Here is a 15002-nt window from a genome sequence, read left to right on the forward strand (position 1 = left end):
AATGGAAGCCACCATAGTATCTGATGATGTAAAACATTATCCAGTACTGCTAAAAGAAATTATTAGCGTTATTACCCCTCAACATGGTGGCACATTTATTGATTGTACTTTTGGACAAGGTGGATACTCAAAAGAAATTCTAAAACATAAAAACACAAAAGTACTTGCACTTGATAGAGATATCGAAAGCAAAAAAAAAGCTGATCAAATAGAAGAAAAATATCCAGATCGTTTTAATTTCAAAAACTTAAAATTCAGCAAGCTTAATAATTTAAAATTAAAGAATGAAAATATAAAAGGAATTATATTTGATTTAGGTTATTCTTTAACTCAAATAAAAGATCCAAAAAAACGGCTATCATTTAATTCATTAGGAGAACTCAATATGATGATGGGCCTTAATGAATTTTCTGCAAATGATGCAATCAATAAATTAAACAAAGAAGACATTGAAAAAATTTTAAAATTTTTTGGTGATGAAAAAGATGCAAAAATAATTTCTAAAAATATTATTAAATTTAGGGAAAATAAACACATTAATACTGAAGATCTTGTAAATATCATTGAAAGATCAAAGAGAAAAAAAAACTTTAAAGTGCATAGTGCAACAAAATCTTTTCAAGCTTTAAGAATATTCGTAAATAAAGAGATTAGTGAACTAATATACGGTTTGATAAATTCTGTTAAGATTTTAAAAAAAGATGGTGTCTTAGCTGTAGTAACTTTTCATTCATTAGAAGACAAAATAGTTAAATATTTTTTTAAAAGTTTATCTGAGAACAAAAGTGTTTCAAGATATGAGCCAAAGGTTGATCAAAAAGAGTTATTTTTTTTAATGCCTCATAAAAAACCAATTATTCCAACAGATCAAGAAATTAGTGAAAACCAACCCTCTAGATCAGCTAAATTGAGATATGTCATTAAAAATAAGGAAACTTATGAAATAGAAACAGACATACTGGATAAATTTTCCAATTTGATAGAAATTGAAAACCTAGGGTCAATTTTATGACGAAGTTTTTAATTTTTGGGTTGATGCTTTCTTTAGTAATTAGCACCTCATTAATAAAAAACTCAACGCGAGATTTAGATGAACAAATTTATTCAATTCAGGAAAATTTATTATTTTTAGAAGATAGATTTAAAGATTCTAAATTAGAGTTTGACTACTTGAGTTCTTCTGAAAAATTACTTGAATACCAAAAATTGTATTTTGAAAATGCACTTATAAAAAAAACTCTTTCAGACCTAAAAATCTTAAAAGTTACTGATAATGGAATAATTACAGATGAGCTCAAAATCTTAGGTAATAAATGAATAATCAAAATAGATTTGTAATATATGAAAATGATGATCAATTTGATTTTGATCAAAAGGGCAAAAAAATTAATATAAAATTTAATCGTATTGCTTTTATATTTTTTATTTTTTTTGTTATCTCAATAATTTATTCTATTCACTTAATTCATCTTGGATCTAGAGGATTTAATAACGAAAATAGTGGTCAAAATAAAATTTATAACAAGTTAAAAAGAGCAGATATTGTTGATAGAAATGGTAATTTTTTAGCAAAAACAGTAAGTTCTATTGATATTGGAATTAACCCAGTTGAAATAATTGATCAAAAGAAATTATTATTAAATTTAGGCATTATTTTTCCAAATAAAGATTATCAATTAATAAAATCAAAGTTCAATAACAATAAGTTTTTTTGGTTTGAAAAAAAAATCTCTGATGCAAACTATGAAAAGTTAATGTTACTGGGAGATAAATCTATTAAACCTGAGGAAAAACTTACTAGAGTTTACCCCCAAAGAAATTTGTTTAGCCATATTATTGGACAAATTGATGATGATAATAATGGAATTTCAGGACTTGAAAAATCATTAGATGAAAAATTAAAAAAAAATAAAGATATTATACAACTCACTTTAGACAAAAATATTCAATTTCTAATTAGGGAAGAATTACTTAAATATAATCAAATTTTCGATACTAAAGGAAGTGCAGCTATTTTAATGGATGTAAATAATGGTGAAATTATATCCTTAGTGTCTGTTCCAGATTTTGATCCAAATCTACGAGAAAATATCACAGACGTTAATTATATTAATAGAGCAACTAAAGGTGTTTATGAATTTGGATCAGTATTTAAAACTTTCACAATGGCAGCTGCATTTAATGAAAAAATTTTTGAACCAGAAAGTGAATTTATTAATTTGCCAAAGTCAATAATGTGTGCTGGGTTTCCAATCAGTGAATATAATAAAGATATACCTTCAAATTTAACACTTGAACAAATTCTGGTGCGTTCTGGAAATATTGGCTCAGTTCGAATTGGCCAGGCAATAGGTGAAGAAAAATTTAGATCTTTTTTGCAAAAAATTGGAATAACTGGATCAATTAATTTTGACATAGAAGAAGTGGGAGTTCCAATAAAATTTAACTGGGGAAAATGTCCATTAGCCACAGCATCTTTTGGACATGGTATAACCACTACATTATTGCAAGTTGTTAAGGCATATTCAATCATTACAAATGGTGGTTATAATGTAAATCCTACTCTTATAAAAGGTGAAGAGGTTATAGAGAAAAAACAAATATTGGATGATAATGTTGCTAAAAAAATATTACCAATTTTAAGAAAAATAGTTTCTACCAAAGACGGAACAGCAAAATTAGCCAACGTAGAAGGCTATGAAATTGGTGGCAAAACAGGGACAGCTAATAAAATTATTGACGGAACATATTCAAATAAAAAAGTAAATACATTTGTATCAATTTTTCCAACCTCTAAACCAAAATTTGTTTTAGCGGTAATGTTAGATGAGTCTCAAAACAATAAAAATTATATTTACGAGTATAGAGATGGTTCAAATTTTAAATTAAAAGGAAGTCCCAGAAATACAGCTGGGTGGACTACTGTTGAAGTTACAGGTCATATAATTGATAAGATTGGGCCTATTTTAGCCACAAAATATAATGAAATTAATTAAAGATGTATCTTGGAAATTATATAAAAAATATAGAAAAAAAATATTCTAAGCTACAATTTTCTGGCATAGCCTTTGATAGCAGAAAAGTTAAAAAAGATTTCATTTTTTTTGCAATTAAGGGAAATAATTTTGATGGCTATGATTATATCAATGATGCTATTAATAAAGGTTCAAAAATTATAATTTCTGAAAAAAATATAAAGTTAGATAAAAAAAACATCACTTTTATTAAAAGTAAAAATCCAAGAAAACTACTTTCAGAATTAACATATAAATTTTTAATAAAAAAACCAAAAAAATTAGTTGCAGTGACTGGCACAAATGGAAAATCATCTGTATCAGATTTCTATTATCAAATATTGAGTTTAAATAAAAAAAAAACTGCATCAATAGGAACTATTGGTGTTCAATTTGAAAATAAAAATAAAGAAATAAGTAATACAACTCCTGATCCCATCAGTTTTAAAGAAACTATAAATTATCTATTAAAAAAAAAGATTGATAATATAATTTTAGAGGCTTCAAGCCATGGTTTAAAGCAAAATAGATTAGATGGCTTGAATTTTGATATCGGTATTTTTACAAATTTATCTCATGATCACATGGATTATCATAAAAATATCCACGATTATCAAAATTCAAAATTATATTTATTTAAAAAATTAATAAAAAAAAATGGTGTTATTATTACCGATAGCGCAATTCCACAATATAAGCTATTAAAGAAAATAGTAGAGAAAAAAAATATAAAATTACTAACAGTTTACAGTCGGAATTCTAATTTAGAATTACTTTCTCATAGATATAATAATGAACATCAAATTTTAAGCCTAAGATTAAAAAATAAAAATAAGATTATAAAATTTAAAATTAATTTAATTGGAAAAATACAAATAAAAAATATTTTAATGGCCATGTTGGCCGCAGAAAGAAGTGGCATAAATTTATTTTCCATGGCAAAATTAATGCCTAAACTTAAGCCTGCCGAAGGTAGGTTTGAAAATATTGGAAAGTTAAAAGATAATAGCAAAGTTATTTTAGATTATGCTCACACGCCTGACGCACTTAAAACGGTTTTAACCAACATCAAAGAGCAATTTCCATATTCAAAAATCAGACTAGTCTTTGGTTGTGGTGGTGAGAGAGATAAAACCAAAAGAGCCAAAATGGGCTTAATTGCATCAAAATATGCAGACATTGTTTATTTAACTGATGATAACCCAAGAGGAGAAAATCCTAAGACAATTAGAAATCAAATAATTAAAGGCATCAAACAAAAGAAAAAATTAATTGAGATTTCAAGTAGAAAAACAGCAATTGCAAGATGTATTAACGATCTTCAAAGTGGTGAAATTGCAATTATAGCAGGCAAGGGTCATGAAAAGACTCAAGAATACAAGGATAAGAAATTTTATTTTTCAGATCGAGAGGAAATTTCAAATTGTATAAAAAATAAAAATAAAAAATTATTTAATGATTATAGGTTAAATATAATTCAAGAAAAAACAAAAATATTACCTAAGAAACTTAAAATTAAAAAAGTATCAATTAATTCTAAAGATTTAAAAAAAGATGATATTTTTTTTGCAATTAAAGGAAAAAAAAATGATGGAAGCAAGTTTCTTAATGATGCTTATACAAAAAAATCATCTTTGATGATTACTCATAGATTGGTTAAAGCCATACCTTTATCTAAACAAATTAGAGTAAATGATACGCTTAATTTTTTAACAGAGTGTGCAACTGGTTATAGGAAAAATATAAATTCATATATAATTGGAATTACAGGTAGTTGTGGTAAAACCACTTTAAAAGAATTACTTGGTAAAAGTTTAGCCAAAATTACTAAAACATATTTTTCACCACAATCATTCAATAATAAATTTGGTGTCCCATTAAGTTTATTAAATTTAAAGCAAAATGTAAATTTTGGAGTATTTGAAATTGGAATGGATAGAAAAGGAGAAATAGATTATTTATCTAAAATTTTAAAACCCAACTTGGGAATTATTACAAATATCAGCTATGCTCATTCTAAGAATTTTAAGAATATTAAGGGTATTGCCAATGCAAAATCTGAATTAATTGATAACATAACTGATAATGGAAGTGTTATTCTAAACAAAGATGATCAATTTTATGATTTTTTAAAAAATAAATCTAAGAAAAAAAATTTAAATATTTATGCATTTAGTCTTAATAGAAATAACAAATGCTATGCAACCTTTGATAAAATTTTGATGATTAATAATAGGTATAAAATTTTTTTTAAAATTGGATCATTAAAAAAATTTTTTTACTCAAATAACAATTCTAAAAATCATATTCAAAATTTATTAGCAACATTAACAGCAATTAGTCTGTTCTTTAATTTAGAAAAAATTTCAAACAGAATTTTTTTAGATTTTCAATTACCAGATGGAAGAGGTGATTTATCTAAATTAAAATTTAATAAAAAAATTATTCATCTTATTGATGAAAGTTATAATTCTAATCCATTATCTCTAAAAACATCATTGATCAATTTTGCGAATGTTTATTCAAAAAATAGTTTAAAACATGTTTTGCTTGGAGATATGATGGAGCTTGGTCAAATTTCCTCTAGTCACCACAAATTAATATCAAAGTTAATTAATAAATTGAATGTTCACAAAGTTCATGTTTATGGAAAAGATATTAAAGACACCTACCGGGGTGTAGTGAAACATAAGAAAGGTTTAATATTAGAAAATCTTATCGATTTTGAAAATTTTATTAAAAAAATAGTAAATTCAGAGGATTATTTAATGATTAAAGGATCTAATTCCACTGGCCTGTACAAAAAAACCCAATTATTAAAGCAAGATAATCGTTATGGTTTATAATTTTTTACTAGAATTTGTAGATATATTTAGTTTTTTAAACGTTTTTAAATATATCACATTTAGAACTGGTTTAGCAGTTTTTACGTCATTAATATTAGTGTTAATTATTGGCGGACCATTTATTAAAATGGTTTCGAAAAAAAAAATTGTTAACCCAATTAGAGAAGACGGTCCTGCAGATCACATTGTAAAAAAAATAGGTACACCTACGATGGGTGGATTAGTTATATTAATGGGTATAATTGTTTCAATACTTATGTGGTCAGATTTGACCAATATTTATATTTTATTTTTGTTGTATATCTTAATCTCTCTGGGGTTACTGGGTGCCTTAGATGATTATAAAAAGATTACTAATCAAAATTCATCAGGTATCTCATTTAAATTTAAATTTTTTAGTCAAATTATTTTATCTGTGATTGGGATAAGTTTTTTGACATACTATTTGAACCATCAAGAGTTAACCAATTTATATTTTCCTTTTTTTAAAGATTTAGTTATTAATCTTGGTTGGTTTTTTATTCCATTTTCAGTTTTTATAATAGTTGGAGCTTCTAATGCAGTAAATTTAACTGATGGGCTAGATGGACTTGCAACTGTTCCAGTTATCTTAGTTGCAGCTTGTTTTGCTTTTATAAGTTATGTAGCTGGTAATATAATTTTTTCTGAATATTTACAAATAACTTACATTGAGGGTACTGGTGAAATTTCTATTTTTTGTGGAGCAATAATTGGTTCGTGTTTAGGATTTTTATGGTTTAACGCACCACCAGCAAAAATTTTTATGGGTGATACAGGTTCATTATCTTTAGGTGGTTCATTGGGCGCAATAGGAATTATAACAAAACATGAAATAGTTTTAGCAATTACAGGTGGTCTTTTTGTTTTAGAAGCTGTTTCAGTTATAGTCCAAGTTGTTTCTTTTAAATTAACAGGAAAAAGAGTTTTCAGGATGGCACCAATACATCATCATTATGAAAAAAAAGGATGGCCAGAGTCAACTGTTGTAATTAGATTTTGGATCATTTCAATAATATTAGCATTAATTGGATTGGCTACTCTTAAGTTGAGATAATGAGTAATAACTCGAATATCTTTAAAAATAAAAAAATTTTAATATATGGTTTAGGTAAAAGTGGTATTTCAACTTTTAATTTTTTAAAGAGATATAATGAAGTTTTTTTATTTGATGATTATCTAAAAAATAATTTATCAAGTAATGTTAAAAAAAATATTATTTCACAAAAAAAAATAGATAAGATTAAATTTGATTCAATTATATTAAGCCCAGGTATTGATATTAATAAATGTAAACTAAAAAAGTTTTTACTTATAAATTTAGGAATTATTTATACAGATTTTGATATTTTTTATTCATTTAATAAAAATACCTGTATCACTGTCACAGGCACAAACGGTAAATCCACTACTTGTAAATTACTTTTTGATGTACTTAAAAGTCAAAAATTTGATGTCAAACTTGTTGGTAATATTGGGTACCCAATTTTATCAGCTAAAAAGATAAAAAAAACATCAATTTTTGTAATTGAAGCCTCTTCTTATCAATTAGAATATAGCAAGCTGTTTAAATCAAAATATTCAATAATAACAAATATTTCTCCTGATCATTTAGAGCGACATCGAAATCTAAAAAATTATATTTCGGCAAAATTTAAACTTTTTAAAAACCAAGATAAAAATTCTATAGGACTTGTTCCAAAAAATAATCCTTTAATTCAATCTGTATTGAAGAAAAAAAAAATTAATGGAAAAATTATAAAGGTTAATAATGAAATAGATAAAGAGTTAATCAATTTATTTGATAATCAATATTTTTTATCAAATTCAAATAAAGAAAATTTGAGCTTTGTTATTAAATTAGCTAAAATTTTTAAAATTAAAAAGACAAATTTAATTAATGCAGTAAATAAGTTTAAAGGTTTAGATTACCGTCAACAAATCGTTTTTAATAAGAAAAATATTTTAGTTATAAACGACTCTAAATCCACTAGTTATTCCGCATCAATAGAAATGTTAAAAAGTAAAAATCAAATTTATTGGCTTATTGGAGGAATTCCTAAAAAAGGAGATCAGTTTAAATTATCTAAAAAATTTTATCAAAATATCAAAGGATACATCTTTGGAAAAAATTATAGTAAATTTGTAAATGATCTAAAAAATAAAATTAAATTAAAAAAATTTATTAATTTGTCAAAAGCATTAGATGCAGTGTTTCAAGATATGAAAAATGATGATAGTCCAAAAAAAATTATCTTATTTAGCCCTTCAGCAGCTTCATTTGATAGTTTTAACAACTTTGAAGAACGAGGTAAATATTTCAATAAACTGATAAAAAAATATTTATGATCAGTAAATTTTTTAGTTTTTTTTACTTTTATCAGTGGTGGAAAAATTTAGACAAATTTATTCTTTCAATTGTTATAACTCTTTTTATAACTGGATTATTTTTTTCATTAGTATCCACTTCGTTAATTGCTTCAGATAAATTGAATACAAACAGCTATTTCTTTTTTTTTAAACATTTAATTTTTGTTTTTTTAGGATTATTAATAATTTTTATATTCTCTTATTTAGATCAAGACAGTTTATTCAGAATTTCAATTTATATTTTCTTTTTTTCTCTTATACTTTTAATACTTGTCCCACTAATTGGAGTTAATGTAAAAGGGTCTAAAAGATGGTTAGATCTTTTTATTTTACCAAGAATACAACCTATTGAATTTGTTAAGCCATTTTTTATAATAATTATGGGATTAATTATTTCAAATAAAAAAATTTCAAACTTTACTCTTAAGTTTTTTGCTACTTTTTTGATCACTTCCTCAATTGCAATTTTATTAATTATACAGCCGGACTTAGGGCAAACATTGTTGATTGCAACTAGCTGGATATTGTTAATATTTATTTCTGGTATTAATCTTCTAACATTAAGTTTGTTGTCAATAGTTGGTTTGTCATCTTTGTTATATCTTGTTTTTTATGTTCCAAAATTTTTATATATAAAAAATAGAATATTTTCTTTTTTTGACAAAGAAACTGGCTCTTATAACTTTCAATCTGACAAAGCTATCGACTCAATAACAAGTGGTGGTTTTTTTGGGAAAGGTATTGGAGAGGGTACTCTTAAAAATCGAGTTCCAGAGGCTCATACCGACTATATAATTTCAGTAATTTCTGAGGAATTTGGGATAATAGCTATTATAATGATACTAATTTTATTTCTAACTTTTGTTTTTTCAGTGTTTAAGAAAGTAGAGAAAATAAACGATAATAAAGTTAAATTGATACTTGTAGGGTCTATTAGCTTAATACTATTTCAAGCAATGATACACATTGGTGTAAATATTCGTCTTTTTCCCACTACAGGTATGACATTGCCATTTTTAAGTTATGGAGGATCGTCAATTATTAGTGTTTCTTTACTTTCAGGGATAATCTTAAATTTGACAAAAAGAAAAGTTGAAATCTAATAGTGAGGAAAATTCTTATTACAACTGGTGGCTCAGGGGGTCATGTTATTCCTGCGAAAATTATTTATGAGCATTTAAGTAATGATTTTGATATTTTTTTTTCAACTGATTTAAGAGGGTTTAAATTTTTCTCATCTGAAAATTATAAAATAGAAATTATAAATACACCAAAAATTAGATTTAATATTTTTTTCCCAATTAATTTGATAAAGCTAATTTATCTAATTGCGAAATCAATTTTTTTTTTAAAAAAAGAAAAAATAGATAAAGTAATTTCTATAGGCGGATACATGTCTTTACCCGTCATTATCGCCTCAAAAATTTTAGGATTAATAATTATTTTGATAGAACCAAATATGGTTTTAGGGAGAGGTAATAGATTTTTTTTAAATTTTGCAAAAAAGATATTATGCTATTCAGATAATATTTATAATTTTCCAAAAAAACATATTCATAAAATTGAATTGATTAAACCTCTCGTTTCAAAAAGTTTTTATGATTTAAGAGCAGATAAAAACTTAAATAATAAATTTTGTTTTTTAATTGTAGGTGGTAGCCAAGGTGCAAAAATTTTTGATGAATTAATAAAAGACGTAATTTTTGATATTGCAAAAAAATTTTCCATAAAAATTATCCAGCAAACAAGCAAAGAAAATATTGATAATCTTAAAAAATTTTATGATGATAAAAATATTGAAAATCAAATTTTTGATTTTGAGAAAAAATTTCACCAAATAATTAATTTTTCTGATTTATGTATTACAAGAGCAGGAGCCTCATCGCTTGCAGAAATGTCCTTATTAAATAAACCTTTTATAGCAATACCACTTCCTTCAGCAAAAGACGATCACCAATTAGAAAATGCTAATTTTTATCTAGGAAAAGGATGTTGTTGGGTCTTAGATCAAAAAACACTTTCTCACGATAAATTATTAGAATTTCTTTTAAATTTATTGAATAATAAATCAGAATTAGTTGATAAAAAATCAAATTTAGAAAAATTAAATTACAATAATTCTTGGTCTGATATAAACAAGAAATTAGTAAGAGCTATTAATGAAAATTAAAATTGCAAAAAAAGAAATCATTCATTTTATTGGAATTGGTGGAATAGGAATGAGCGGCCTATCTTTAATAATGAATAGCCAAGGCTTTAAAGTACAAGGAAGTGATATAAATATTAATAAAAATATAGAAAGATTAAAAAAAGAGAAAATTAAATTTTTTTTGGGTCAGTCAAAAAAAAATTTAAAAAAAGCTACGATAGCAGTTGTTTCTTCAGCAATCAAAAAAGATAATCCTGAATTTATAGAAGCTAAAAGAAGAAATATCCCAATTATTAAAAGAGGTGAAATGTTGGCTAATTTAGTTTCTCTCATGAAAAATATCGTAGTGGTAGGTTCTCACGGCAAGACAACAACAACATCACTCCTAGCAACTATATTTCAAGAAACAAAAATCGATCCTACAATAATTAATGGCGGAGTTATAAATGCCATAAAAAATTCAGCAAAACTTGGAACAAGTGATTGGTCTATTTTGGAAGCGGATGAGTCGGATGGAAGCTTCATCCATATCTCGCCAACATATGCAATTATTACTAATATTGATCGTGAGCATATGGATTTTTATAGATCTATGTATGAACTAAAAGATTATTTCTCAAGATTTGTAAATAAGGTCCCATCATTTGGTAAATCATTTATTTGTAGTGATGATAAAATTAACAATGAGTTAATTAAATCTTTAAAAAATAAGAATTATTATACATACGGCCAAAAAAATGACTCTGATTTAAGAATTATAAACATAAAACAAAATAAATTTTATTCTCAATTTGATATTAATATTAATTTTTCAAATGAAAAAAGTCAGATAATTAAAAACATAAAGATACCTTTATTGGGAATTCATAATATACGAAACTCAGTTGGAGCAATTGGAGTAGCATTGTCTCTTGGTATTCCTGTAAAAAATATTAAAAGAGGTCTGAAAAATTTTAAAGGTGTTGAGAGAAGATTTAATAAGATTTTTACTTATAATAATATTGATGTTTATGATGATTATGCACATCACCCAACAGAAATAAAAGTTGTCTTAGAGGGTATCAAAAAAGTTTTTCACACACATGAAAAAATATGTGTTTTTCAACCACATAGAATATCAAGACTAAAAGATTTGAAAAAAGAATTTTCTTCAGCATTTAAAGATGCTGACACTGTTATTCTGTGTCCAATTTATACTGCTGGTGAAAAAATTAAATTAGGTTTTAGTTATGAGAGTTTTGCGAAATTATTAATTAAAAACTCTAAAATTAAATTATTAATGATTGAAAATAAAATTGAATTAGCGAAATATTTAAAAAATAGTATGTACGGAAAAAAATTAATTGTAGGGATGGGTGCAGGATCTATTTCTTCCTGGATTAGAGATTTGCCAAAGTTAATTAGATGAAAATTAATGAATTGAAAAAGATACTTCAAGAGTTTGAAGAAAATGTCATATACGATGCAGATTTAAAAAAAAAAACTTGGTTTAACATTGGCGGTAAGGCAAAAGTTTTTTTCAAAGCAAACGATCTTAAAGATCTTGTAAAATTCTTGAAAATTCTAAATAACAAAGAAAAAATTTACCTAATAGGTGCAGGATCAAATACATTAATTACAGATGAAATCTTTGATGGAGTAGTTATTAAACTTGGTAAAAATTTTAATAGGTTATCTATTCTTAATTCAGATGTGATTATCTCAGGTACAGGTGTGAATGATAAAAAATTATCTGAATTTGCAGCAGATAATAGTTTGAGTGGGTTTGAGTTTCTATTTTGCATACCAGGCACAGTTGGTGGTGCTATTAAAATGAATGCTGGTTGTTTCGGAAAAGAAATTAAAGATATATTAATTTCAGTACAAGCTTTAGATAGAAAAGGAAATATCATCACAATACCAGCCAAAGAAATTAAATTTGAATATAGGGGTAATAATTTATCAGAGGATCTAATTTTTTTAAGTGCATCTTTCAAAGGTATAAAAATGAATCATGAGCAAATAAAAGAGAATATGTTTAATTTAAAAAATAAAAAGGAATTAAATCAACCTACAAAAATCAAAACTAGCGGAAGTACTTTTAAAAATCCAATTGATAAGACATCTAAAAAAGCTTGGCAGTTGATAAAAGAATCAGTTGCTAGTGATTTAAAATTTGGTGATGCTTGTATTTCAGAAAAACATTCAAATTTTTTTATTAATAAAGGTAATGCTACATTTGTAGATATGAAAAATTTAATTAATTTTGTGGAAAAAAGTGTATTCAGTAAAACAGGAATTCAATTAGAAAAAGAAATAAAAATTTTAGAAAATTGAAAACAAAAATATTAGTTATCTCTGGAGGATTCTCTAAGGAACGTGAAATAAGTATTCAGACTGGAATACAAGTAGCCAGAGAATTAAAAAAAAATGGATATATAGTTAAAGTTTGTGAACCAGATCATGAGATATATAAAATCATTAAAAAATTTAGACCAAATAAGATATTTAATGCTCTGCATGGACAGTTTGGAGAAGACGGTTATTTTCAAACAATTTTAGAAAATATTGGAATTCCTTATACTCATTCTGGAGTTGAAGCTTCAGCAAAGGCAATGGATAAAGAAGTGTCAAAAAAATTATTTATAAAAAATAAAATTTTAACTCCAAGATATTTAAAATTTAATTTTGATAGATCTTATTCGTTGTTGCGAAACGAAATACAAAAAAAATTTGGATTTCCAGTGGTAATTAAACCCATTGCTGAAGGCTCAAGTGTAGATGTTTTTATATGCAACAAATTGAATTTTAAGAAAAAAATTAAGTTACTTGAAAACTATAAGAAAATTTTAATTGAGGAATTTATAGCTGGAAGAGAGATACAAGCGGCTGTTTTAAGTAAAAAAAAATTAGGCGCAATTGAATTAAAACCAAAAAGAAAATTTTACGATTATGAAGCAAAGTACAACTCTAAAGCAAAAACAGAACATATAATTCCAGTAAATATTAGCAAACAACAATTAAATACGCTTTTGAATATTTCATTAAAGGCACACAATCTAATAGGTTGTAGAGGTGTAACTAGATCAGATTTCAAACTATTCAAAAATAAATTCTATCTTTTAGAAATTAATACACAACCAGGAATGACCAAACTTTCTTTGGTGCCAGAAATATGTGCTTATAAGGGGATAAGTTTTATTAAATTAATTGAGCAGTTGTTAGATGATGCATCAATCAATAAGTAGAAAAATACTAATTTGTTTTTTCTTATTAATAATTTTAACATCAGTTAATAATTTAAAGTATATAAATTTAGAATTTTTTAAGATTAATCAAATAAATGTTTCAGGATTAAAAAATGAGGAGAATTTAAGTTTATATAATAATATTAAGAATAATGAGAAAAAAAATATTTTTTATTTAGATGATTTTGAAATAACTAAAAAAATAAATTCAAACAATCTTGTTGAGCAGTTTCGTGTCTTTAAAAGATATCCATCAACTATTAACATTAATCTTACTAGAACGAATTTTTTAGGAATAACCAAAATTAATAATGATGATTATTTGATAGGATCAAATGGAAAATTTATAAGGAAAACAGATGATCAATTAAATGATTTACCCTTTGTTTTTGGTAGCATGGATATTAATAATTTTTTAAAAATAAAAGAAATTTTAAAAAATTCTAAAATTGAATTAAGTAGAATTGAAAGTTTATATTATTTTAAATCAAACAGATGGGATATTAAATTTAAAGATGGTTTGATTATTCGCTTACCATCTAAACTTGATGTTAATATATTAGATAAGATTTTTAAAATTATTGAGGACGAAAGATTTAAAAATCTAAAAACTTTAGATTTTCGACAAAAAAATCAAATCATCACCTATGAATAAGAATCTAAATAATAAATATTTTATTATTTTGAATAAAGATGAAATTATTTTTAAATGTCTCAATTATAATAATAAAATTTCATTAACAAGAAATTATACTTTAAAAAATAATCCAGATAATTTATTAGAGGAACTTACAAATTTTTTTAATCATAATCTTATTGAGTTAGAAAAAAGTTTAAAGAATTTCATAAAAGAAATTTATATAATTATTGATACAGATGAGAATTTGAGCGTTAATCTTTCTGCTAAATATAAAGTTCAAAGTGAAAAAATTAATGGGCAAAAAATAAATGACCTATTAAGTACTTTGAAGTATCAATTTACTAAATATAGCAATGACCAAAAAGTAATTCATATGATGATTAGTAGACTACTAGTTGATGATGAGGAGAAAGATTTTCTATTTTTTAAAGAAGCTTCAGATAGTTTAACTTTAGAAGTTAATTTTAAATGTTTAAAAAATAAAACAGTACAATTTATTAAGAAACTATGTTCAAATTATCAAATTTCGGTTAAAAAAATTATGTTAGTTAATCATTTGAGACAGTTTATTGAAAACCATACAGATGATGTTGTTATTATAGCAAACAAAATTCTAAGTGGTGAAGTTAAAAATGAAGTTTTTTGGATTACTAAAAAACCTATTAATCATGGTTTTTTTGAAAAATTTTTTAAGTTTTTTAACTAAATTTGTATTTTAATGTAACATTTCTTGTTTTC

13 protein-coding genes are annotated in these 15002 nt (G+C 24.8%); all 13 read left to right on the forward strand.

Annotated features, from left to right (window positions below):
* The first annotated feature begins 1 nt into the window (after position 1).
* Genes rsmH through B9N70_RS00595 form a run of 13 tightly spaced genes read left to right on the forward strand, consistent with a single transcriptional unit; the run spans position 2 to position 14970 of the window.
* Positions 2-1012 (forward strand): 16S rRNA (cytosine(1402)-N(4))-methyltransferase RsmH, encoded by a 1011-nt coding sequence (gene rsmH / locus B9N70_RS00535; protein WP_085113865.1) that lies wholly within the window; start codon positions 2-4, stop codon positions 1010-1012.
* The gene (locus tag B9N70_RS00540) at positions 1009-1317 is read left to right on the forward strand and encodes a hypothetical protein (protein WP_085113866.1); all 309 of its coding nucleotides are present in this window, start codon (positions 1009-1011) and stop codon (positions 1315-1317) included. The genes rsmH and B9N70_RS00540 overlap by 4 nt, the downstream gene beginning before the upstream one ends.
* On the forward strand, positions 1314-2996 hold the full coding sequence (locus B9N70_RS00545) for a peptidoglycan D,D-transpeptidase FtsI family protein (protein WP_085113867.1): 1683 nt from the start codon (positions 1314-1316) through the stop codon (positions 2994-2996). Before B9N70_RS00540 ends, B9N70_RS00545 begins: the two co-directional genes overlap by 4 nt.
* A gap of 2 nt (positions 2997-2998) precedes the next feature.
* Positions 2999-5860, forward strand: a complete 2862-nt coding sequence (locus tag B9N70_RS00550) for a UDP-N-acetylmuramoyl-L-alanyl-D-glutamate--2,6-diaminopimelate ligase (RefSeq protein WP_085113868.1) — start codon at positions 2999-3001, stop codon at positions 5858-5860.
* Positions 5850-6935, forward strand: coding sequence for a phospho-N-acetylmuramoyl-pentapeptide-transferase (mraY, locus tag B9N70_RS00555; protein WP_085113869.1), 1086 nt, complete (start codon positions 5850-5852; stop codon positions 6933-6935). The genes B9N70_RS00550 and mraY overlap by 11 nt, the downstream gene beginning before the upstream one ends.
* A complete protein-coding gene (gene murD, locus B9N70_RS00560; RefSeq protein WP_085113870.1) occupies positions 6935-8227 on the forward strand; it encodes a UDP-N-acetylmuramoyl-L-alanine--D-glutamate ligase in 1293 nt (430 codons plus the stop codon). Before mraY ends, murD begins: the two co-directional genes overlap by 1 nt.
* Positions 8224-9351 carry an FtsW/RodA/SpoVE family cell cycle protein gene (locus B9N70_RS00565; RefSeq protein WP_085113871.1) on the forward strand — a complete coding sequence of 376 codons (1128 nt, stop codon included), beginning with the start codon at positions 8224-8226 and terminating at the stop codon, positions 9349-9351. The genes murD and B9N70_RS00565 overlap by 4 nt, the downstream gene beginning before the upstream one ends.
* A 2-nt stretch (positions 9352-9353) precedes the next feature.
* Positions 9354-10418 (forward strand): UDP-N-acetylglucosamine--N-acetylmuramyl-(pentapeptide) pyrophosphoryl-undecaprenol N-acetylglucosamine transferase, encoded by a 1065-nt coding sequence (locus B9N70_RS00570; protein WP_231909403.1) that lies wholly within the window; start codon positions 9354-9356, stop codon positions 10416-10418.
* Positions 10408-11805, forward strand: coding sequence for a UDP-N-acetylmuramate--L-alanine ligase (gene murC, locus B9N70_RS00575; RefSeq protein WP_085113873.1), 1398 nt, complete (start codon positions 10408-10410; stop codon positions 11803-11805). Before B9N70_RS00570 ends, murC begins: the two co-directional genes overlap by 11 nt.
* Complete coding sequence (gene murB / locus B9N70_RS00580; protein ID WP_085113874.1) at positions 11802-12713, forward strand: UDP-N-acetylmuramate dehydrogenase; 912 nt, start codon at positions 11802-11804, stop codon at positions 12711-12713. Before murC ends, murB begins: the two co-directional genes overlap by 4 nt.
* Complete coding sequence (locus B9N70_RS00585) at positions 12710-13624, forward strand: D-alanine--D-alanine ligase (protein ID WP_085113875.1); 915 nt, start codon at positions 12710-12712, stop codon at positions 13622-13624. The genes murB and B9N70_RS00585 overlap by 4 nt, the downstream gene beginning before the upstream one ends.
* The gene (locus tag B9N70_RS00590; protein WP_172819932.1) at positions 13605-14279 is read left to right on the forward strand and encodes a cell division protein FtsQ/DivIB; all 675 of its coding nucleotides are present in this window, start codon (positions 13605-13607) and stop codon (positions 14277-14279) included. Before B9N70_RS00585 ends, B9N70_RS00590 begins: the two co-directional genes overlap by 20 nt.
* Complete coding sequence (locus tag B9N70_RS00595) at positions 14272-14970, forward strand: hypothetical protein (protein WP_085113877.1); 699 nt, start codon at positions 14272-14274, stop codon at positions 14968-14970. Before B9N70_RS00590 ends, B9N70_RS00595 begins: the two co-directional genes overlap by 8 nt.
* Positions 14971-15002 lie beyond the last annotated feature (32 nt).

The organism is Candidatus Pelagibacter sp. HIMB1321 (genome assembly GCF_900177485.1).
Taxonomy (GTDB): domain Bacteria; phylum Pseudomonadota; class Alphaproteobacteria; order Pelagibacterales; family Pelagibacteraceae; genus Pelagibacter.

Coding starts and splice junctions, on each gene's coding strand:
- B9N70_RS00565 (WP_085113871.1), top strand. CDS start 8,224: ATGATCAGTAAATTTTTTAGTTTTTTTTACTTTTATCAGTGGTGGAAA.
- murC (WP_085113873.1), top strand. CDS start 10,408: ATGAAAATTAAAATTGCAAAAAAAGAAATCATTCATTTTATTGGAATT.
- B9N70_RS00595 (WP_085113877.1), top strand. CDS start 14,272: ATGAATAAGAATCTAAATAATAAATATTTTATTATTTTGAATAAAGAT.
- B9N70_RS00590 (WP_172819932.1), top strand. CDS start 13,605: ATGCATCAATCAATAAGTAGAAAAATACTAATTTGTTTTTTCTTATTA.
- B9N70_RS00550 (WP_085113868.1), top strand. CDS start 2,999: ATGTATCTTGGAAATTATATAAAAAATATAGAAAAAAAATATTCTAAG.
- rsmH (WP_085113865.1), top strand. CDS start 2: ATGGAAGCCACCATAGTATCTGATGATGTAAAACATTATCCAGTACTG.
- mraY (WP_085113869.1), top strand. CDS start 5,850: ATGGTTTATAATTTTTTACTAGAATTTGTAGATATATTTAGTTTTTTA.
- B9N70_RS00540 (WP_085113866.1), top strand. CDS start 1,009: ATGACGAAGTTTTTAATTTTTGGGTTGATGCTTTCTTTAGTAATTAGC.
- B9N70_RS00545 (WP_085113867.1), top strand. CDS start 1,314: ATGAATAATCAAAATAGATTTGTAATATATGAAAATGATGATCAATTT.
- murB (WP_085113874.1), top strand. CDS start 11,802: ATGAAAATTAATGAATTGAAAAAGATACTTCAAGAGTTTGAAGAAAAT.
- murD (WP_085113870.1), top strand. CDS start 6,935: ATGAGTAATAACTCGAATATCTTTAAAAATAAAAAAATTTTAATATAT.